21 protein-coding genes are annotated in these 18,601 nt (G+C 62.1%); 13 read left to right on the top strand and 8 right to left on the bottom strand.

Annotated elements, in window-relative coordinates; genetic code table 11:
* The first annotated feature begins 35 nt into the window (after nt 1–35).
* The 8 genes from sufB to ACVTFQ_RS08560 all read left to right on the top strand — a co-directional run bounded on the left by sufB (nt 36) and on the right by ACVTFQ_RS08560 (nt 7,759).
* Nucleotides 36–1,505, top strand: a complete 1,470-nt coding sequence (gene sufB, locus ACVTFQ_RS08595; protein ID WP_111563570.1) for a Fe-S cluster assembly protein SufB — start codon at nt 36–38, stop codon at nt 1,503–1,505.
* Between the two features lie 675 nt (nt 1,506–2,180).
* Nucleotides 2,181–2,522: a GIY-YIG nuclease family protein gene (locus ACVTFQ_RS08590; RefSeq protein WP_111563571.1), complete on the top strand. Its 342-nt coding sequence runs from the start codon at nt 2,181–2,183 to the stop codon at nt 2,520–2,522.
* A 45-nt stretch (nt 2,523–2,567) separates the two neighbouring features.
* Complete coding sequence (sufC, locus tag ACVTFQ_RS08585; RefSeq protein WP_018902233.1) at nt 2,568–3,323, top strand: Fe-S cluster assembly ATPase SufC; 756 nt, start codon at nt 2,568–2,570, stop codon at nt 3,321–3,323.
* A 24-nt stretch (nt 3,324–3,347) separates the two neighbouring features.
* On the top strand, nt 3,348–4,622 hold the full coding sequence (gene sufD, locus ACVTFQ_RS08580) for a Fe-S cluster assembly protein SufD (RefSeq protein WP_111563572.1): 1,275 nt from the start codon (nt 3,348–3,350) through the stop codon (nt 4,620–4,622).
* A gap of 793 nt (nt 4,623–5,415) precedes the next feature.
* Entirely contained in the window at nt 5,416–6,654 is a 1,239-nt protein-coding gene (locus tag ACVTFQ_RS08575; protein WP_111563626.1) for a cysteine desulfurase, read from the top strand.
* 114 nt (nt 6,655–6,768) lie between these two features.
* Nucleotides 6,769–7,149 carry an SUF system Fe-S cluster assembly protein gene (locus ACVTFQ_RS08570; RefSeq protein WP_047512131.1) on the top strand — a complete coding sequence of 127 codons (381 nt, stop codon included), beginning with the start codon at nt 6,769–6,771 and terminating at the stop codon, nt 7,147–7,149.
* Between the two features lie 45 nt (nt 7,150–7,194).
* Nucleotides 7,195–7,473 carry a ribbon-helix-helix domain-containing protein gene (locus tag ACVTFQ_RS08565; RefSeq protein WP_146618505.1) on the top strand — a complete coding sequence of 93 codons (279 nt, stop codon included), beginning with the start codon at nt 7,195–7,197 and terminating at the stop codon, nt 7,471–7,473.
* Nucleotides 7,409–7,759, top strand: coding sequence for a type II toxin-antitoxin system RelE/ParE family toxin (locus ACVTFQ_RS08560; protein ID WP_111563574.1), 351 nt, complete (start codon nt 7,409–7,411; stop codon nt 7,757–7,759). The genes ACVTFQ_RS08565 and ACVTFQ_RS08560 overlap by 65 nt, the downstream gene beginning before the upstream one ends.
* A gap of 19 nt (nt 7,760–7,778) precedes the next feature.
* On the opposite strand, the gene ACVTFQ_RS08555 is transcribed toward ACVTFQ_RS08560, so the two are convergent.
* Together ACVTFQ_RS08555 and ACVTFQ_RS08550 are read right to left on the bottom strand one after the other, a co-directional pair.
* Entirely contained in the window at nt 7,779–8,081 is a 303-nt protein-coding gene (locus tag ACVTFQ_RS08555; RefSeq protein ID WP_111563575.1) for an addiction module antidote protein, read from the bottom strand.
* The gene (locus ACVTFQ_RS08550; protein WP_111563576.1) at nt 8,078–8,380 is read right to left on the bottom strand and encodes a type II toxin-antitoxin system RelE/ParE family toxin; all 303 of its coding nucleotides are present in this window, start codon (nt 8,378–8,380) and stop codon (nt 8,078–8,080) included. Before ACVTFQ_RS08550 ends, ACVTFQ_RS08555 begins: the two co-directional genes overlap by 4 nt.
* Nucleotides 8,381–8,532: 152 nt before the next feature.
* On the opposite strand from ACVTFQ_RS08550, the gene sufA reads away from it, so the two are divergent.
* Nucleotides 8,533–8,925, top strand: a complete 393-nt coding sequence (gene sufA, locus ACVTFQ_RS08545; RefSeq protein ID WP_111563577.1) for a Fe-S cluster assembly scaffold SufA — start codon at nt 8,533–8,535, stop codon at nt 8,923–8,925.
* A gap of 161 nt (nt 8,926–9,086) precedes the next feature.
* Entirely contained in the window at nt 9,087–9,707 is a 621-nt protein-coding gene (locus ACVTFQ_RS08540) for a LysE family translocator (protein ID WP_111563578.1), read from the top strand.
* Between the two features lie 11 nt (nt 9,708–9,718).
* Here ACVTFQ_RS08540 and ACVTFQ_RS08535 read toward each other — a convergent pair whose 3' ends face one another.
* Entirely contained in the window at nt 9,719–10,030 is a 312-nt protein-coding gene (locus ACVTFQ_RS08535) for a flagellar basal body protein (protein WP_111563579.1), read from the bottom strand.
* A gap of 1,043 nt (nt 10,031–11,073) precedes the next feature.
* On the opposite strand from ACVTFQ_RS08535, the gene ACVTFQ_RS08530 reads away from it, so the two are divergent.
* Both ACVTFQ_RS08530 and ACVTFQ_RS08525 read left to right on the top strand, forming a co-directional pair.
* Nucleotides 11,074–13,434 carry a methyl-accepting chemotaxis protein gene (locus ACVTFQ_RS08530; RefSeq protein WP_111563627.1) on the top strand — a complete coding sequence of 787 codons (2,361 nt, stop codon included), beginning with the start codon at nt 11,074–11,076 and terminating at the stop codon, nt 13,432–13,434.
* A 407-nt stretch (nt 13,435–13,841) separates the two neighbouring features.
* Nucleotides 13,842–14,600, top strand: coding sequence for a VIT1/CCC1 transporter family protein (locus tag ACVTFQ_RS08525; protein WP_470423799.1), 759 nt, complete (start codon nt 13,842–13,844; stop codon nt 14,598–14,600).
* A gap of 9 nt (nt 14,601–14,609) precedes the next feature.
* Here ACVTFQ_RS08525 and ACVTFQ_RS08520 read toward each other — a convergent pair whose 3' ends face one another.
* Entirely contained in the window at nt 14,610–16,463 is a 1,854-nt protein-coding gene (locus ACVTFQ_RS08520) for an ABC transporter ATP-binding protein (protein WP_111563580.1), read from the bottom strand.
* A 74-nt stretch (nt 16,464–16,537) separates the two neighbouring features.
* Nucleotides 16,538–16,726: a hypothetical protein gene (locus tag ACVTFQ_RS08515; RefSeq protein WP_111563581.1), complete on the bottom strand. Its 189-nt coding sequence runs from the start codon at nt 16,724–16,726 to the stop codon at nt 16,538–16,540.
* A 218-nt stretch (nt 16,727–16,944) separates the two neighbouring features.
* Between ACVTFQ_RS08515 and ACVTFQ_RS08510 the strand changes: the two genes are divergently transcribed.
* A complete protein-coding gene (locus ACVTFQ_RS08510; RefSeq protein ID WP_111563582.1) occupies nt 16,945–17,418 on the top strand; it encodes a cupin domain-containing protein in 474 nt (157 codons plus the stop codon).
* A 12-nt stretch (nt 17,419–17,430) separates the two neighbouring features.
* Here ACVTFQ_RS08510 and ACVTFQ_RS08505 read toward each other — a convergent pair whose 3' ends face one another.
* From ACVTFQ_RS08505 to ACVTFQ_RS08495, 3 genes are read right to left on the bottom strand one after another with little or no spacing between them, the layout of a single operon-like run.
* Nucleotides 17,431–17,703 carry a DUF982 domain-containing protein gene (locus ACVTFQ_RS08505; RefSeq protein WP_111563583.1) on the bottom strand — a complete coding sequence of 91 codons (273 nt, stop codon included), beginning with the start codon at nt 17,701–17,703 and terminating at the stop codon, nt 17,431–17,433.
* A 41-nt stretch (nt 17,704–17,744) separates the two neighbouring features.
* Nucleotides 17,745–18,047, bottom strand: a complete 303-nt coding sequence (locus ACVTFQ_RS08500; RefSeq protein ID WP_313760628.1) for an alpha/beta hydrolase — start codon at nt 18,045–18,047, stop codon at nt 17,745–17,747.
* Nucleotides 18,047–18,391, bottom strand: a complete 345-nt coding sequence (locus ACVTFQ_RS08495; protein WP_313760629.1) for an alpha/beta hydrolase — start codon at nt 18,389–18,391, stop codon at nt 18,047–18,049. The genes ACVTFQ_RS08500 and ACVTFQ_RS08495 overlap by 1 nt, the downstream gene beginning before the upstream one ends.
* Between the last annotated feature and the right edge of the window lie 210 nt (nt 18,392–18,601).

The raw sequence follows: 18,601 nt of genomic DNA, 5'->3' as shown, positions 1-18,601 counted from the left end.
GCCGGACCTTTTCTCCGGCGAGATTGGAGAACGATATGCCCGCCGTCCAGGAAACGGTCGATCGCGTCCGCGAGATTGACGTCGATCAGTACAAATACGGTTTCGAGACGATCATCGAGATGGACAAGGCACCCAAGGGCCTGTCCGAGGATATCATCCGTTTCATCTCCGCCAAGAAGCAGGAGCCGGAATGGATGCTCGAATGGCGCATGGACGCCTACAAGCGTTGGCTGACGCTGGAAGAGCCGAGCTGGGCTCGCGTCGATTATCCGAAGATCGATTTCAACGACATCTATTACTACGCCGCGCCGAAGTCGACGCCGGGCCCGAAGTCGCTGGACGAGGTCGATCCCGAGATTCTCAAGGTCTATGAGAAGCTCGGCATTCCGCTGAAGGAACAGGAAATTCTGGCCGGCGTCGAACGGCCGAAGATCGCCGTCGATGCGGTTTTCGACAGCGTTTCCGTCGTCACCACCTTCAAGGAAGAGCTGAAGAAGGCCGGCGTGATCTTCATGTCGATCTCGGAAGCCATCCGCGAGCATCCGGATTTGGTGAAGAAGTATCTCGGCTCGGTCGTTCCGACCTCCGACAACTACTATGCGACGCTGAATTCGGCTGTCTTCACCGATGGTTCCTTCGTGTTCATTCCGAAGGGCGTTCGCTGCCCGATGGAGCTGTCCACCTACTTCCGCATCAACGAGAAGAACACCGGCCAGTTCGAGCGCACGCTGATCATCGCCGAAGAGGGCGCCTACGTCTCCTATCTCGAAGGCTGCACCGCGCCGCAGCGCGATGAAAACCAGCTGCATGCGGCCGTGGTCGAGCTCGTTGCGCTCGATGATGCCGAGATCAAGTATTCGACGGTCCAGAACTGGTATCCCGGCGATGCGCAGGGCAAGGGTGGCATCTACAACTTCGTGACCAAGCGCGGCGATTGCCGTGGCGCGCGCTCGAAGATCTCGTGGACGCAGGTCGAAACCGGCTCGGCGATCACCTGGAAGTATCCGTCCTGCATTCTGCGCGGCGATGATTCCCGGGGCGAGTTCTACTCGATCGCCGTGTCGAACGGCCATCAGCAGATCGATTCGGGCACCAAGATGATCCATCTCGGCAAGAACACGTCGAGCCGCATCGTCTCGAAGGGTATCGCCGCCGGCGTCTCGCAGAACACCTATCGCGGCCAGGTTTCGGCCCACCGCAAAGCATCCAACGCCCGCAACTTTACGCAGTGCGATTCGCTTTTGATCGGCGACAAGTGCGGCGCCCACACGGTGCCCTACATCGAGGCGAAGAACTCGACCGCGCAGTTCGAACACGAGGCCACCACCTCGAAGATCTCCGAGGACCAGAAGTTCTACTGCCTGCAGCGCGGCATTCCCGAAGAAGAGGCGATCGCCCTGATCGTCAACGGCTTCGTCAAGGAAGTCCTGCAGGAGCTGCCGATGGAGTTCGCCGTCGAAGCGCAGAAGCTGATCAGCATCTCGCTTGAGGGTAGCGTGGGGTGATGTGGCTGCCGGCACAGCGTGACGGCGGGCACGCCTCACGCTCGGCGTCATCCTCGGGCTTGTCCCGAGGATCTGCTGCCGCCGGCCAGGAATTCGACGGTGGCGGACTTGTCCATGACCGTTGCGACAAATGGAGACGTGCTTAGATCCTCGGGACAAGCCCGAGGATGACGGTGGTGAAGGTTGGTGACGGGTGACGACGATTGGCGGTGGCGCATGTGGCCTCGCTGCAATGTCGTCCTCGGTGTGACGGACGATGTGACGGCGAAGTCGCCTCGCGCTCGGCGTCATCCTCGGGCTTGTCCCGAGGATCTGCTGCCGTCAACCGGGAATTCGACGGTAGTGGATTTGTCCACGACCGTTGCGGCGAGTTGAGACGTGGTTAGATCCTCGGGACAAGCCCGAGGATGACGGTGGTGAAGGTTGGTGACGGGTGACGACGGTTGGCGATGGCGGATCTGGCCTTGCTGCGATGTCGTTCCCGATGTGACGGCGGGCTCGCCTTACGCTCGGCGTCATCCTCGGGCTTGTCCCGAGGATCTGCTGCCGCCAACAGGAAATTCGACGGTAGTGGATTTGTCCACGACCGTTGCGGAAAGTGGAGACGTGCTTAAATCCCCGGGACAAGCCCGAGGATGACGGAGAAAAACGAGATCGACCGCAAGGGGCGAAAGGATGAGTGGCTTTGTCTACATGATGTCCGATAAGCCGCGCGGGGTGATCTACACAGGTGTCACCAGTGATCTGCATGATCGCAGCTGGGAGCACCGCAACGAAGTGCATGAAGGGTTTACGCGGAAGTATCGAGCAAGGAACCTCGTCTGGTTTGAGCGCCATCCGAACATCGTGTTGGCGATACAGCGGGAGAAGTCCTTGAAACGCTACATGCGTGAATGGAAAGTCAAGCTGGTAGAGAGCTTGAACCCGACCTGGGCCGACCTCTACGAGCGGATCGATGACATCGAGAATGCCTATCGGCCTCATCCGCAAACGGAACAGTGGTCGGATTACAATTGAGTGCCCGGCGGTCCTTGAAACCGCTGCATGAACAGGAAGAACACAATGCTTGAAATCAAGAACCTGCACGCCCGCATCGCCGAAGACGGCACCGAGATCATCAAGGGGCTGAACCTCACCGTGAAGGCCGGCGAAGTGGCTGCTATCATGGGGCCGAACGGCTCCGGCAAGTCGACGCTGTCCTACATCCTGTCTGGCCGCGATGATTACGAAGTCACCGAAGGCGAGATTCTCTATAACGGCGAGAGCATTCTCGAGCTTGACCCGGCCGAGCGCGCCTCCAAGGGCATCTTCCTGGCCTTCCAGTATCCGGTCGAAATCCCCGGCGTCGCCACCATGCAGTTCCTGAAGGTCGCGATGAACGAGCAGCGCAAGGCGCGTGGCGAAGAAGAGCTGAAGACGCCTGATTTCATGCGCCTCGTGAAGGATGCGGCCGCCAAGCTGCAGATCAACACCGAGATGCTGAAGCGTCCTCTCAACGTCGGCTTCTCCGGCGGCGAGAAGAAGCGCGCCGAAATTCTGCAGATGGCGCTTTTGGAACCGCAGCTTTGCATCCTCGACGAAACCGACAGCGGTCTCGACATCGATGCGCTGAAGATCGTCGCCGACGGCGTCAACGCGCTGCGCTCTCCGGACCGCGCCACCATCGTCATCACCCACTACCAGCGCCTGCTCGACTACATCGTGCCGGATACCGTTCACGTTCTCTACAAGGGCCAGATCATCAAGAGCGGCGACAAGACGCTGGCGCATGATCTGGAAGCCAATGGTTATGCCGACATCATCGGAGCGGCGGCCTGATCTAGGCGGAAAGGAACTGGTCGCATGAACATGCAGACGACGACCCGCCTGACCGCCGCGGAAGCGGCGCTGATTGAGGCGTTCAACAACCAGATCGGCGAACTGCCGGGCGACGGCGCCGTGATCGCCATTCGCGACCGGCTGCTCGACGACCTGAAGACATCGGGGCTTCCAACGCGCCGCGTCGAGGCCTGGCACTACACGGACCTGAAGACGCTGCTTCGCGCCGTGCCGGCTCAGGCAGGCGATGCCGGCTCCGATTCCCGCGATCCGCTGGTCGAGGGTTCGGCCGTGCTCTCGGTGATCCAGGGACGTCCCGATCACAAGGCGCGCGCCGGCGATCTCGTGCTTTCGAGCTATGCCGAGCAACTGTCGAACGGTTCGGCCGCCAATGGCCTTGGCGCGCTCGACAAGGACGACGCGGTCGGCCGGATCAACGGCAGCTTCGTGCGCGACGGCTACGTGATCGACGTGCCGGCTGAAACCGTGCTTGAAGAGCCGCTGGAAATCCAGTTCGTGCATGCCGGCGGCCAGACGCATACGCGCCTTCCCGTCAGCATCGGCTCGGCCGTCAAGGGGACCGTGATCGAACGTCACCTGTCGGTGGCATCGGATGCGGCGCTGGTCTCGCACGTCAGCGACGTCACGGTCGGCGAAGGCAGCGAGGTGACCTGGATCATCGTGCAGCAGCAGGGCGCCGATGACACGCATCTCGGCCAGATCCGTATTGATCTCGGTGCAAACGCCAAGCTCAAGCTCTTCGTCATCAATGCCGGCGGCCAGTTGGTGCGCCAGGAACTGCACATCAAGGTGACGGGCGAGGGTGCGGACCTGACGCTGCGCGGGATCAACCTGCTCGGCGCCGACACGCATACCGACGTGACCATGGTGCTCGGCCACAACGTGCCGCATACCGGCTCCACCGAGATCATCCGCAACGTCGTCTTCGACCGCGCCAAGGGCGTGTTCCAGGGCATGATCCGGGTCGCACCCGACGCGCAGAAGACCGACGCGAAGATGGCGTGCAACACGCTGCTGATGTCCGACGACGCCGAATTCTCGGTGAAGCCGGAGCTCGAGATCTTCGCCGACGACGTGCAGTGCGGCCATGGCGCCACCGTTGCCGATATCGACCACAACCATCTCTATTATCTGATGGCCCGTGGCATCCCGGAGAACAAGGCCCGCGCCATGCTGGTCAACGCCTTCGTTGCCGAGATCGTCGAGGAACTGGAAGATGAAGCCCTGGTCGAGGCGCTGGAAGGCGTGATCTCGGCCTGGCTCGAAAAGCACGCGTAACGGCAATTTTCGCCGTGACCTTCGGGTTTGTCCGGGGATGACGGCGGTGAGGGTTGGCGACGGGAGACGATGGTTGGCGATGGTGAATGTGGCCTTGCCATGATGTCGTCTCCAGTCTGACGGTTTGTGTGACGGCGGGTTCGCCCCACACGCGACGTCATCCTCGGGCTTGACCCGAGGATCTGCTGCTGCCAGCCGGGATTTCGACGGTAGTGGATTTGTCCACAACCGTTGCGACGAGTGGAGACGTGGTTGGATCCTCGGGACAAGCCCGAGGATGACGACCGTAAGAGTTGGTGGCGGGTGACGATGGTTAGCGATGGCGCATGTGGCCTTGCTGTAATGTCGTTGCCGACGTGGCGGTTGGTGTGACGGCGGGTTCGCCTCGCGCTCGGCGTCATCCTCGGGCTTGTCCCGAGGATCTGCTGCCGCCAGCCGGGAATTTGACGGTAGTGGATTTGTCCACAACCGTTGCGACGGCTGGAGACGTGCTTAGATCCTCGGGACAAGCCCGAGGATGACGGCCGTAAGAGTTCGTGCAGGGAGACGATGGTTGGCGATGGCGCATGTGGCCTCGCTGTAATGTCGTCGCCGACGTGGCGGTTGGTGTGACGGCGGGTTCGCCTCGCGCTCGGCGTCATCCTCGGGCTTGTCCCGAGGATCTGCTGCCGCCAGCCGGGAATTCGACGGTCGTGGATTTGTCCACAACCGTTGCGACGAGTGGAAACGTGATTGGATCCTCGGGACAAGCGCGAGGATGACGGCGCGGAAGCGCGATATGAAAGGGCCTGACATGGATCAGACTGCACCGGCCGCCTATGACGTCGAAGCCATTCGCAGGGATTTCCCGATCCTTGCGAAGGAAGTGTACGGCAAGCCGCTGGTCTATCTCGACAACGGCGCCTCGGCCCAGAAGCCGCAGGTGGTGATCGACGCGATCAGCCATGCCTATTCCAACGAATACGCCAATGTGCATCGCGGCCTGCACTTCCTGTCCAACGCCGCCACCGAAGCCTATGAAGCCGCGCGCGAAAAGGTGCGCCGCTTCCTGAACGCGCCGTCGGTGGACGATATCGTCTTCACCAAGTCCTCGACCGAGGCGATCAACACGGTCGCCTATGGTTGGGGCATGCCCAATATCGGCGAGGGCGACGAGATCGTCATCTCGATCATGGAGCACCACTCCAACATCGTCCCCTGGCACTTCATCCGCGAGCGGCAGGGCGCCAAGCTGGTCTGGGTTCCCGTCGACGACGAGGGTACCTTCCACATCGAGGCGTTCGAAAAGAGCCTCACCGAGCGCACCAAGCTCGTCGCCATCACGCATATGTCGAATGCGCTGGGCACCGTCGTTCCGGTCAAGGAAATCTGCCGCATTGCCCATGAGCGCGGCATTCCCGTGCTCGTCGACGGCTCGCAGGGCGCTGTCCACATGCCCGTCGATGTGCAGGATATCGATTGCGACTGGTACGTGATGACCGGCCACAAGCTCTACGGTCCCTCGGGGATCGGCGTGCTTTACGGCAAGAAGGATCGATTGAAGGCGATGCGGCCGTTCCAGGGCGGCGGCGAGATGATCTTCGAGGTCACCGAGGATGCCGTTACCTACAACGACCCGCCGCACCGCTTCGAGGCCGGCACGCCGCCGATCGTACAGGCGATCGGGCTTGGTTATGCGCTCGACTACATGGACAAGATCGGCCGCGAGGCGATCGCAAGACATGAGGCGGATCTGGCGGCCTACGCTACCGAGCGGCTTCGCGACATCAATTCGCTGCGCGTCATCGGCAATGCGCCGGGCAAGGGCGGCATTTTCTCCTTCGAGATCGAGGGGCTGCACGCCCATGACGTCTCGACCGTGATCGACCGGCGCGGCGTTGCCGTCCGGGCCGGTACGCATTGCGCCATGCCGCTCTTGAAACGCTTCGGCGTCACCTCCACATGCCGTGCATCCTTCGGCATGTATAATACCCGTGCCGAGGTGGATGCCTTGGCCGACGCGCTGGAATATGCGCGCAAGTTCTTTGGCTAGAGCTGTTCCATCTTTCTTCGGATGGAAGAACAGCTCTGCTTTGTTTTGTATACGCAATTCCGGACGGAAAATCGCTTCGCACTTTTCCTGGAATTGCTTTAAGGAGTGGGCCACATGAGCCTCGACGACAGCGAACAGAAGATCGACGTGCGCGAAGGCATCGTGCATTCCAGCATTCCCGCAGATGAACTGGCGCGCCTCAGCGACGACGTCATCATGGCGCTGAAAACGGTCTACGACCCGGAAATTCCAGCCGACATCTTCGAACTCGGGCTGATCTACAAGATCGACATCGAGGACGACCGAATGGTCAAGATCATGATGACTCTGACAGCCCCCGGCTGCCCCGTCGCCGGCGAGATGCCCGGCTGGGTCGAAAACGCCGTCGGTTCCGTCGAGGGCGTCTCGGGCGTCGAGGTCGCGATGACCTTCGACCCGCCGTGGACGCCGGACCGGATGTCGGAAGAGGCGCAGGTGGCGGTCGGCTGGTATTGATCGGCCGTTTCGACTAGCATGATGCTTCCTGGCAATGAGGTGCACGTGATGGGTCGCCTGGAGACAATCAGCATTGAGTTGACGCCGGAGATGGCGGATGCCGTTGATGCGGCTGTGCGCTCCGGGCGGTTCGGTTCGACAGCTGATGTCGTGCTGACCGCGCTCGATCAGTGGCACTCCGACCGGCTGGTTCATGGTTACACGCCCGAGGAACTTGAGCGGCTGATCGAAGAGGGCGAAGCCAGCGGCGAGCCGATCGATGGACCCGAGGCAATGCGTGAGATACGCGCGAAATTCGAGCGAGAATTCGGGCTCAAGGACTGATGAGCTAGCGCCTTCGGCCCAAAGCGAGAGCCGACATTCGCGGGATCATCTCCTTTATCGGACAACACAATCCTCACGCCGCGCGGCGTGGCAGGACAGTATGACGAAACTGTTCGAACTGCTGGCAACTCATCCGCATTCGGGTGCTCCATATGCGACGGACAAGTATAGCGTCCGCATCGTGCCACGTGGAAATTACGTGGTGGTCTATAGATTGCGGGATAGCGATGTGGTGATACTTCGCGTCATCCATGCCGCCCGCGATTGGCCGAAGCAGATGCGGTGAGATCGCTCGGTATTGAAGCTCAGGCCGCTGATCTGCCGTCGGGCATGACGGGCGCAAGGCCGATGCCGAGCGCCTTCATCACCTTCATGATGGTGGCGAATTCGGGATTGCCCTGGCCGCTTAGCGCCTTGTAGAGCGCCGCACGGCTCATTCCGATCTCGCGTGCCAGTCCGCTCATGTTGCGAGCACGGGCGACGACGCCAAGGCTCTTGGCGATGAAGGCGGGATCCTGGGTTTCGAAGGCGGCGACGATGAATTCCTCGATCGCTTCGTCGCTGTCGAGAAACTCGGCCGCATCGAAGGGCATGGTTTCGATTGTCATCGTGCTTCCTTCCATTCCCGTGCGAGGCGTTTCGCCTCGATGATATCGCGGGCTTGCGTTGATTTGTCGCCACCGCAGAGCAGTACAATCAGTGTCGAGCCATCCATCGTGACGTAGATCCGATAGCCCGGACCGTAGTCGACACGCAGTTCGCTGACGCCGTCACCGATCGCCTTGATGTCGCCGAGGTGCCCGGTTTCGACACGCAGCAGCCGGGAAGCAATCCGCGCGACGGCGCGGCGATCTTTCAGCCGTGACAGCCATTTGGCGAAAGTCGCCGTTCGCAACACTGTTAGCATGAAAAATGTATCCTGTAGAGTACACCTGTCAATGAAAAAGCATTTGAAGGCAATGATCTCGGCATTCGATATTGAAGCATTGATCATCGCCGCTTAAATTGGTGAGCACAAGCACCGGACCTTGACCCCGGTTGCGGAAGGAGAATGGGCCTATGGGCTTTGCAGTCATGAGCATGACCGACACCGCGGCTTCGCGAGTGAAGGCGATCGTTGAGAATTCGGGACCGGAGGCGAAGGGGATTCGCGTCGGGATCAAGAAGGGTGGTTGCGCGGGGATGGAGTACACCATCGACCTCGTCACCGAACCCAACGCCAAGGACGACCTGATCGAGCGCGATGGTGCGAGCGTCTGGATCGAGCCATCGGCGGTTCTTTATCTGCTCGGCACCGAGATGGGCTTCGAGCAGACGACCCTGCGCTCCGGCTTCACCTTCACCAACCCGAACCAGACGTCCGCCTGCGGCTGTGGCGAATCGGTCGAGCTGAAGCCTGCCGATCTGGCTGCCTTGGCCGCGCGCGGCGATGCGGTGGTGCCGGCGCGGTAGACAGGCGGCGGCGGTCGCTCATTGCCGCCATTCAATCTCTGCCGGTATTCTATCCCGGCATTGGTTCACGGGCATTTTGTCTTGAAGATTTCGTCACAGGCCGCCGGCTTCGGCGGCTTTTTTCGTTGCGGTGCGCGCCAGAGCGTTTAAGACCGCATCCCATGCTTCTGCTGTTTCTCAAGGGCGCCGTGCTGGGTGTCATCATCACCGCGCCGCTTGGGCCTATCGGCATGCTGTGCATCAACCGCACGCTGGAGCGCGGCTTCCTGGCCGGCTTTTCCTGTGGCTTCGGAACGGCGATCGGGGACGCCAGCTATGCGCTGGTGGCGGTGACAGGCATTGCCGTCTTCGCCGAGACCATGTCGATGGCGACCTTGCCTTTGGCGATCGGCGGCGGGTTGCTGCTCTTGTTTCTCGGTTGGCGCGGGCTGACGCACGATCCGGTCGAGGCGGCCGAGATCAGGGCAGGTGGGCTCTTCGCCACCACGGTCGCGACCTTTCTGCTCACCATTTCCAATCCGGCGACGATCCTTTCCTTCGGAACGCTGTTTGCCGGCTTCGGCCTGCTCGACGAGACGAGGCGCTTCAGTTCGGTTGCAATCGTCGGCGGCGTGTTTGCGGGCTCGCTGGCCTGGTGGTTTTGCTTGAGCGGCGCCGTCAGTCTGGCGCGCGAGCGGTTGTCCGAGAATTTTACGTCCAAGGTGATGCAGGCGACGAGCTGGCTGCTGATTGTGTTCGGTATCGTGGCGCTCGGTTCGGCTGCCTATACGTTGCTTGGGTGAGGTTGCAAGCGTCAGTCGCGCTTGATGCTCATCAGCATGTCCCACATGTCGGCGCCGGTCTCGAAGACCACGGCGCTTGCCTTGTAGCTCTGCTCGGCCTGAATGAGATCGGTCATCTGGCCTGTGATGTCGACCTCGCCGGATTGGCCAGAGGGCGCGATCATGACCGCAACGCCGCCGCCGGCGGTCGATTGAAGATTGGCGCTTAGCGCCGCATAGCCCGGTGTGCTGCTGTTGGCGATGTTGCCGGCGACGACGCCGACCTTGTTTGTCTGTGCCCGCATGCCCGATGATGCGATGTTCAATACGCCAGATATGCTCACTGCACTCGTCTCCATGATGCGGTCCGGACTTTTTAGCGCCGGGACGTTATCGAAGCCTGAAAAGCCTTGCTTACAGGTTTGGTGCGCGAACAATTCAAATTGAGAGGATGTATCGAAATGGGACGATACTCGCGTTTTCCCGCCACCGGCCGAGCATGACTCTTCTCCGGCAGGCTTTACCCCCGGTTGATACGGCACTTGTTCGGACGGGGCGCCAGAAGCTGCCTCGTAAATAGTTTAGTTTTATTGACACCTTCCGGCGCCCCGTTCGGCGGTCTGCAATCGTGTCCTGGTTCCTTTACCGGGTGATCGGCATCTTTTCAGAGATATGCTCGCGGGATTGTTCTTGGTCTTGAGGCTTTCGCTCCCCGGGCATCCCGAAGGGCCGTCTTGATCGACGCCGGGAGGGCCTCCGCGGACCTGTCGCCCGCAGCACCCCGGCGCCGTTCCGCAAAACCCTTTCAGGCTCAACGGTCGGCCAGTCGCCGTCCCTTATGTGCATAGGTGCGTGGTATCGGCGAGCCGACCTTCACACCCGCACACCAGCTCTTCACTGGCGGGACCATTCCGCGACGCCCCTCGTTTCACCCTGCGTCAGGGGCTTCCCGAAAGCGCCGGTCCCGTCTCGCCGGTAACGCAACCGGTGTATCCGAAGACGGGACGGGGTGAGTTTGGCGCAGGCGGGGAGCACGGGGATGAAAAAACGATCAGGCCGCTGATTTCATTGAAGCGATGCGGATTTTCATCATCGTTCCGCCGATCTCGGCAGGCCTTATCGCCGACTTCCCGATCCATAGAGCCGATGCACGCCATGCGAGAGGTCTTGTCGCCACTCTCGATAGTATTGAAACGTATTATCATACTAATTGCGCCAAAATACAGCTCAAGATGGGTGGCGTTGCTTGTTGTTCGCTCTGTTCAACTTCGCGCCAAACGCATTTCCTGTGGTTTCTTGCAGGTAAAACCGGTCATTAGAAATTAGTTTAATGTTAACTGCGCAAACCGGATACCGGTGATCGATACTTCGTTCATTGGAGGCCGAATTGTTTTCGATCCGTAATGTTTTGATTGCCGTCGTTCTTGTGATTTCAGCCGGACTGACTGTCCTGGTGACCAGCAAGCTTCTGACCTCGCACGCCACATATGCCAATAATGGCCAGGTGGCCGCCAATGCGCAGCTCGACAAGGCGCTGTTCCAGGCGCTTCTGGCCTTCCGCAGCGAACGTGGCGACAGCGCGACCGCGCTGACACTTTCCGCGGCTGATGCTGCCGGGAGCATGGAGAGCGTGCGCAAGCAGCGCGCGATTGTCGATGCGGCGCTGACTGAGGTCAAGGATATCTCTTCCGGCCTCAGCACAGACACATTGAAGACAGTGCTCTCCGATCTCGATGCCGGTTATGCATCGCTGGTGTCGCTACGCTCGTCGATCGACGCCGAACTGGCAAAGCCGGTCGACCAGCGCGACGCGGCACTTGCGCCACGCGTGCTTTCGTTCGGCAGCGAATTCCTTGCCAAGCTCGAGACGACGTCGGCTGCCACCGAGGCTGAAATTCGCACGCTCGACAATTCGCTGATGGATCTCGTGCAGCTGCGCTACTTCGCGTGGTCGGCGCGCGCAGCCGGCGGTTCGGCGACGGTCGCCATCAATGGCGCGATATCAGGCAACCGGGCGCTGACGCCCAAGGAAGCCTCCGAGCTTGTCGCCGGTGACGTGCGCATCGCTTTCGCCTGGGCATCCACCAAGATCCTTGCCGATCACCCCTCCGTTCCCGAGGCGATCAAGAGCGCCGTCACGACCGCTGACTCCAGCTATTTCTCCGGCTCGTTTTCTGAAAAGCGCGCCGGCATCGTCGCCGACCTGACCAACGGCCGTCCGTCGACGATGGGCATCGACCAGTGGCGCACGGAAGCGACGACTGCACTCGGCACGATCGGCAATGTCGCTTCGCTGGCGATGGATGCGCTTGCCGCCAAGGCGGAAACGACGCGTCAGGCAGCGCTTGCCACGCTCATCTTCTACAGCCTGATGCTGGTTGCCACGGTTGCCGTGACGGTCGCCGCCTTCGTGATCGTCGTCTTCCGCGTCGTTCGTCCGATCGGACGCCTGACGACGGCGATGAGCGTGCTTTCCGACGGTCACACCAACATTCTGGTGCCCTACGCCGAGCGCGGCGACGAGATCGGCAACATGGCCCGCTCGGTCGAAGTGTTCCGTCTTGCCGCTATCCGCAACAAGGAGCTGGAAGCCGAGGCCGAGGTCAATCGCCAGCAGTCAGAGCGCGAGCGCATCGAAGTGCAGCGTCGTGCCGAGGAAGAGGCCGAAATCCGCCTCAACCAGGCAACCGGCGCGCTCGCTTCCGGCCTGAAGCTGCTGGCCGCTGGTGACATGACCTGCGAGCTCAACACGGCGTTAGCACCGCAGTTCGAAGCGCTCCGCCACGACTTCAACACTTCGGTGATCCAGCTTCGCCAGGCGCTTGTCGGCGTCGGCAGCGCGGTCGACATGGTGCGTAACGGCAGCAGCGAGATCTCCGGCGCGTCCGACGATCTGGCCAAGCGCACCGAACAGCAGGCAGCCTCACTGGAGGAAACGGCCGCCGCGCTCGAAGAAATCACCTCGAACGTCGTCGCCACCTCCAAGCGGACCGGCGAGGCGCGCGACGCGGTGCGCGAGACCCGCAGCCGTGCCGAGCACTCCGGCTCGGTCGTGCGCAATGCCGTCGAAGCCATGCGCCGGATCGAGGATTCCTCGCAGCAGATCAGCAAGATCATCGGCGTGATCGACGAGATCGCCTTCCAGACCAACCTCTTGGCGCTGAATGCCGGCGTCGAGGCGGCACGCGCCGGTGAAGCCGGCAAGGGTTTTGCCGTGGTTGCCCAGGAAGTGCGCGAACTGGCGCAGCGTTCGGCGAACGCCGCCAAGGAGATCAAGGGCCTGATCGGCAACTCCGCCGTCGCCGTCTCCGAGGGCGTGCGGCTGGTCAACGAAACAGGCGAGGGGCTGACGGCGATCGAGCAGCTCGTGCAGCATGTCAACGCGCATATGGATGCGATTGCGACGGCCGCACAGGAGCAGTCGGTCGGTCTCGGCGAGGTCAACACCGCCGTCAACCATATGGACCAGGCAACGCAGAAGAACGCCGCGATGGTCGAGGAGATGAATGCGGCGGGTGCTGGCCTGGCGCAGGAAAGCACCAATCTCAGCACGCTGATCGGCGCCTTCCAGCTCGGCGGCCGCACCGCTCAGCTGCGCGACGTCGCCCGCCGCATGCAGGAACCGGCAGCCCCGGCACGGGCAGCTGCACCAGCAGCTGCACCGACGCGGGCGCCGCGCGCGGCTGCACCTGTCTATGCCAGCCACGGCAACGCGGCTATTGCCAACAAGGATTGGGAAGAGTTCTGAGGACGGCTTCTCCGGCTGAATGAGCGGACGCCCGGACCTCTGGTTCGGGCGTTTTGCGTTTTGTGCTGGGGCGGGAGAGAGACGCGACGGGCAGCCGAGGCGGCGAGCATCGTTGGGGGTGAGATTGAAACTCATTAACGTGTTGATTTAAGGTCATAATCCACAGTCTCGACGTCATCCTCGGGCTCGTCCCGAGGATCTGCCGAGGGGTGGTCTGGGCTGTACGTGCATTGATTTTGGTTCCTGTGGATGATCCATGACCGTTGCATTCCGGGCCGCGTGCTTAGATCCTCGGCACAAAGGCCGAGGATGACGCTGAGCAAGAGGAAAGCTCGGCCACTTCAGTAGGTTACTAGCGTCGTGTCCATTCTCGCGTCATCCTTCGGCTCGTTCCTTGATCCCACTCAATGAAGAGACCGGCCATTTCGACCATAGTGCGCCGTCGCATCCCGGCAGGGCGACGGGTGGAGGTTGCCGGTTGGACCGATGCCGTGGCGCTGAAGACGATCTCATCCATCTTCGACGATCTCGATCCCGGCGACGCGCTCGCCGAGGTGCTCTTCGGGCTGATCATGGCGCTGACCTGGACGGTCGGGTCGCGCCTGGTGATGCAGGAGGAGGGGCTGGATGTTCGGGGACTGATCATTTCCACACTCGGATGCAATGTCGCATGGGGCATTATCGACGCGGTGTTGCGGATATTGGGGACCACGTTTTTCAGGAGCAGGCGGTTGCATCTGTTTCGGCAGATCAGGGGCGCGAGGGATGAAGCCTCAGCACTCGCCGTGATCCGCAATGAGTTTCCGACTGAGGGGACGGCGCTTGCCGTCGATAGCGCCGATGCGGAGGCGCTCTACCGGTCGCTGCTGGCGCTTGCTATCAGGTCCGAGCCGGCAAGGGTTTCGTTGACGCGAAGTGATCTGCGTGCGGCAGTCGCGGTGTTTTTCCTGGTCGCGGCCACGGCCATTCCGGCGGTGATCCCGTTCTTTCTGATCGACGATGCCGATCGCGCGCTGAGGGTGAGCAATCTGCTGCTGATCGGGCTCCTGTTTTTCACCGGCTATGCCTGGGCGCGCTTTTCCGGCGGGCGGCCGCTTTATGCGGGGGTGACCATGACGTGTCTCGGGTTGATCATGGTCGGCATTGCCGTGGCGTTGGGTGGTTGAGGCAGCGATTTAGCCGATCTCCTCGGGGATGAAGCCGCCGGTCTGGCGTTTCCAGAGGCGGGCGAAAAGGCCGTCGCCTTCGGCGAGTTCCGCCGGGCTGCCTTGTTCGACGATGCGGCCCTGATCGAGCACGACGATGCGGTCCATCATGGCGATGGTGGAGAGGCGGTGGGCGATGGCGATGACCGTCTTGCCGCGCATGACGAGATCGAGCTTTTCCTGGATGGCGGCTTCGGACTCGCTGTCGAGCGCAGAGGTCGCTTCGTCGAGGACGAGGATCGGCGCGTCCTTCAACAGCACGCGGGCGATCGCCACGCGCTGCCGCTGGCCGCCGGAGAGCTTGATGCCGCGGTCGCCGACATAGGCGTCGTAGCCCTTGCGGCCGTCCGCGTCGCGGAGTTCCGCAATGAAGGCGTCGGCGCTCGCCGTTTCCGCCGCCTCCTCGATCTCGGCGCGCGCTGCCTCCGGTCGGCCGTAGCGGATGTTGTCGCCGACCGAGCGGTGCAGCATCGCCACATCCTGCGCGATGACGCCGATGTTGCGGCGCAGGCTTGCCTGGGTGATGTCGCGGATGTCCTGGCCATCGATCTGGATTGCGCCGGAGCCGATGTCGTAGAAGCGCAGGAGGAGGCTGACCAGCGTCGTCTTGCCGGCGCCGGAGAGGCCGACGAGGCCGACTTTTTCGCCGGGATGGACGGTGAGTGCGAGGTTTTCGATGACGGGTTTTCCGGTCTTGTAGGCGAAACTCACGTTGTCGAAGCGGATTTCGCCGTTGGTGACGGAGAGATCGACGGCACCTTCGCGGTCGGTGATGGTGGGTGGCGTCGTCATGACGGGCATGGCGTCCTTGATTGTGCCGATCGCCTGGAAGATCTGCTGGCCCATCTGCAGGAAGGTGAAGGTGTGGCCGGAGAGGCGGTGAAGCACATAGATGGCGCCGACGAACTCGCCGATCGTCAGGAACTGATGCACGAGCCCGGTGAAGCCGATCGAGACCATCGCCAACCAGAGCAACATGTTCAGCGCCACGACGATGAGCTCGGAGGTGCGGTATATGCGCTGCTCGCTGTGCTGGGTGCTGACCGACTTGCCGATGACGCGGCGGATGGCGCCGGCCTCGCTGTCTTCGGCGGCGAACTGCTTGATCATCTGCATGTTGGTGTAGAGATCTGTGATGGCGCCGGCGACCAGACTGCGCTGCTTGGCGGTGCTACGCGAGCGTTCGGTGAAGACGGGCGCCATCTTGACCGCGAGCGCGACGTTGAGCGCCATCCAGATGGCGGCGGGCAGTGCGAGTTGCCAGGAGAGCGCGCTGAGCAACACCACCGAGCCGACCATCTGAAGCAGGAAACGCGGGATCGACTGGAAGGCGGCGATGATCTCCTGCTGCACGGCCGACGACACCTGCTGCAGCCGCGAGGCGACCTGGCCGGCATAGAGATCGTGGAAGAAGGCGAGGTCCTGGCGCTCCACCGCCTTGTGTCCCTGCCACTGGATGGCGGCGGGCATGCCGACGCCGAGCGTGTGCGAGGTCAGCGTGTTGACGAGAAAGGAGGCGATCGGCATGGCTGGGAAGATCAGCAGGCCGAGGAAGGTCAGGAACGGCCATTCATCGTGCAGAAATGGCGCCGCGCCCTTCTGGGTGACGCCGTCGACGATGACGGAGAGGCCCCAGACCATGGTGAGGTTCATCGCCTCGATGGCCATGGATGAGAGCGCCAGCGCGATCAGCACGCCGCGGAACATGGCGATGAAGTGCAGGAGGACGGCAACCGGTCCCTTCGACGGCAGCGGCCGGTAGGGGATGTCGAGCGGCCGGATCAGGCGCTCGAAGGGGCGGTAGATCGCATCTGAAATCGACATCGGCTCTCGGGTCTGTTGGGGGGTGACGGGCGCATGCAGACAGTCCCCGCGGGCATCATATCTTCAGGTGGTGACTAACGGCGACGCACGAGAAGTTCGTAGGCGGCGAAGGTCAGCGACATCAGCGCGAAGACGCCGATTGCCAGCGGATAATTGACCGGCGCGTCGGCGTCGAAGAACTTCGGCAGGCCGATGACGGCGACGGCGGATATCAGGGCGGAAACCGCTGTTTCCCGGGCGATCATGCTGACAACAGGCGACATGCAGTGCTCCCTCGGCTGTATGAACGGCGGCGTGAACATGCGGACTAGGGAAGATTAGAGCAATCTCAGCGGGTATCAAGCGTTTGTGGCGCCGTACTTGGCGCGCGGTGCGTGCATGTTTTTGCTGTGGAGGCTGGCGGCGCGGGCGGCGGCTTGATAGGGCTTTTGCCTGCAATCTGTTGAGCCACATGTCTCAATCCACCCGAGGATAATCTGCCATGGCCATCCAGACGTCTCATTCCAAATCGACCGGGGAAGTCATCAAGATACCGGCGATCGGGCTGGAGCTCGGCGTGCGGGTCGATCCGTCGACGACCGACGGCGCGTTCTGCTTCATCGACACAGTCAATGCGCCTGGGTTCGGCCCGCCGCGCCATCGGCACAAGGAGACGGAAGTCTTTCGGGTGATGGAGGGGCGGTATCTGTTCGAGGTGGATGGCGTGCAGTTCTACGCCGAGGAGGGCGATGTCGTGACCGTGCCGGGAGGTGCTGCGCATGCCTTCGTCAATGTTACCGACCGGCCGGCGCGGCAATATATCCTGATCGCGCCCGGGCTCGATGCGCGGGCCTTCTTCCTCGGGCTTGCAGACGTCATGCGCGACGGTCGGCCTGATACGGCAGCGCTTAACGTATTCGCGATGACGTGGGACGTGGAGTTTCTCGGGCCGCCGTTGTCAGTGCCGACCGAGTGACGGCCTGTCCGCTCAATCCTTCTTGATATCGATACCCGCCTCGATGGCGGCCGCGATAAAGGCCTTGCGGGCGTCCTCGTTACTGCGCTTGCCCTTGATGACGTCGGCGCAGACGAGAAGCGCCTTGTCGAGCGCGGGTCCGTCTTCCGTCGGCCAGTCCTCGATCATCGCCCAGGAAGCGGCCTGGGTCGTGTCGATTGTCACATACTGGCCGGGTTCTTCGAGCGCCAGCATGACGGGTTTCGGCCAGGGCTGCTGGGTGAGATCGCTGTCGGATTTTGCCATTGGACTGGTCGCCTGTTGTCTGTTGTCGAGTGGCGGCCTGCTTAAAGTGGCGGGCGGGTATGGGCAAGCGGAAAGACGCGGGATGCCAGCCATTGGCCGATGATGGCGGGTTCGTCCTCGTTGAGATTGTGGTCGGTGGGTGATGAATGGCTGGTGACGTCGGCGCCGGCCGCCTGGAATTGCCTGGTGATTGTGACGGCGTCCTCGGGGGAGCGGCGGTCGTCTCGGTCGCCGGAGAGGATGAGGACGGGCTTGGCGGGCATGGTCGGGATGATCGCGCCGGGATCAGGCGAGAGCGGGCGGATGAGGATGGCGCCGGCCACGATATCGGGATCGCGGATCATCAGGGAGGCGGCGATGATGGCGCCGTTGGAGAAACCCAGGAGGATCGGCGGACGGGTGAGCAGGCCGCTCTCGATTGCGGCTTGGATGAAGGTGTTAGGCGTTCGGTCTGGAGCGCGAGGTCGGCGTGGTCGAGCGTGCGGTCGGGGTTGCGGCGGAAGAAGGCGTAGCCGCTCTCCCAGGGGATCGGCCCGCGCAGCGACAGGTATGGCCAGCCGGGGGCGGCGGTTTCCGCCCGCGGCGGGAGTTCGGTCTCGTCGCGGTTGCTGCCATGTAGGAGGAGGAACGGCGGGCGGGTGTCGGTGGATGAGGTCGCGCGGTAGTGGAAGCCTTCGAGGTCGGGCATTGGGGTTTTGGCTTCCTGTTGATTGTCGGGTGTTGGTCAATGACCGTTGCGGGTGTGGTTGGCCCTTTGTCCGGCGTTTTCTCGGACGTTAGGATCCCCACGGCGTCATCCTCGGCCTCGTGCCGAGGATCTAAGCACGCCGCACGGAATTCAAGGGGGCGGATGAATTGGCGTGGGTGCCAGCGGTGGCTTTGTCCACTGCCGTAGCGG

The organism is Rhizobium sp. O111 (genome assembly GCF_055616315.1).
Note: the sequence above shows the minus strand (reverse complement) of the source record. Positions and strands in the feature narration are given on the sequence as shown.

What these genes read in the sequence shown, in the direction of transcription:
- sufD (WP_111563572.1), top strand. Translation starts at nt 3,348, where the DNA reads ATGAACATGCAGACGACGACCCGCCTGACCGCCGCGGAAGCGGCGCTG.
- ACVTFQ_RS08515 (WP_111563581.1), bottom strand. Translation starts at nt 16,726, where the DNA reads ATGTCGCCTGTTGTCAGCATGATCGCCCGGGAAACAGCGGTTTCCGCC.
- sufC (WP_018902233.1), top strand. Translation starts at nt 2,568, where the DNA reads ATGCTTGAAATCAAGAACCTGCACGCCCGCATCGCCGAAGACGGCACC.
- ACVTFQ_RS08575 (WP_111563626.1), top strand. Translation starts at nt 5,416, where the DNA reads ATGGATCAGACTGCACCGGCCGCCTATGACGTCGAAGCCATTCGCAGG.
- ACVTFQ_RS08570 (WP_047512131.1), top strand. Translation starts at nt 6,769, where the DNA reads ATGAGCCTCGACGACAGCGAACAGAAGATCGACGTGCGCGAAGGCATC.
- ACVTFQ_RS08525 (WP_470423799.1), top strand. Translation starts at nt 13,842, where the DNA reads ATGAAGAGACCGGCCATTTCGACCATAGTGCGCCGTCGCATCCCGGCA.
- ACVTFQ_RS08500 (WP_313760628.1), bottom strand. Translation starts at nt 18,047, where the DNA reads ATGATCCGCGATCCCGATATCGTGGCCGGCGCCATCCTCATCCGCCCG.
- sufA (WP_111563577.1), top strand. Translation starts at nt 8,533, where the DNA reads ATGGGCTTTGCAGTCATGAGCATGACCGACACCGCGGCTTCGCGAGTG.
- ACVTFQ_RS08520 (WP_111563580.1), bottom strand. Translation starts at nt 16,463, where the DNA reads ATGTCGATTTCAGATGCGATCTACCGCCCCTTCGAGCGCCTGATCCGG.
- ACVTFQ_RS08505 (WP_111563583.1), bottom strand. Translation starts at nt 17,703, where the DNA reads ATGGCAAAATCCGACAGCGATCTCACCCAGCAGCCCTGGCCGAAACCC.
- ACVTFQ_RS08540 (WP_111563578.1), top strand. Translation starts at nt 9,087, where the DNA reads ATGCTTCTGCTGTTTCTCAAGGGCGCCGTGCTGGGTGTCATCATCACC.
- ACVTFQ_RS08550 (WP_111563576.1), bottom strand. Translation starts at nt 8,380, where the DNA reads ATGCTAACAGTGTTGCGAACGGCGACTTTCGCCAAATGGCTGTCACGG.
- ACVTFQ_RS08495 (WP_313760629.1), bottom strand. Translation starts at nt 18,391, where the DNA reads ATGCCCGACCTCGAAGGCTTCCACTACCGCGCGACCTCATCCACCGAC.
- ACVTFQ_RS08510 (WP_111563582.1), top strand. Translation starts at nt 16,945, where the DNA reads ATGGCCATCCAGACGTCTCATTCCAAATCGACCGGGGAAGTCATCAAG.
- ACVTFQ_RS08555 (WP_111563575.1), bottom strand. Translation starts at nt 8,081, where the DNA reads ATGACAATCGAAACCATGCCCTTCGATGCGGCCGAGTTTCTCGACAGC.
- sufB (WP_111563570.1), top strand. Translation starts at nt 36, where the DNA reads ATGCCCGCCGTCCAGGAAACGGTCGATCGCGTCCGCGAGATTGACGTC.
- ACVTFQ_RS08590 (WP_111563571.1), top strand. Translation starts at nt 2,181, where the DNA reads ATGAGTGGCTTTGTCTACATGATGTCCGATAAGCCGCGCGGGGTGATC.
- ACVTFQ_RS08560 (WP_111563574.1), top strand. Translation starts at nt 7,409, where the DNA reads ATGGACCCGAGGCAATGCGTGAGATACGCGCGAAATTCGAGCGAGAAT.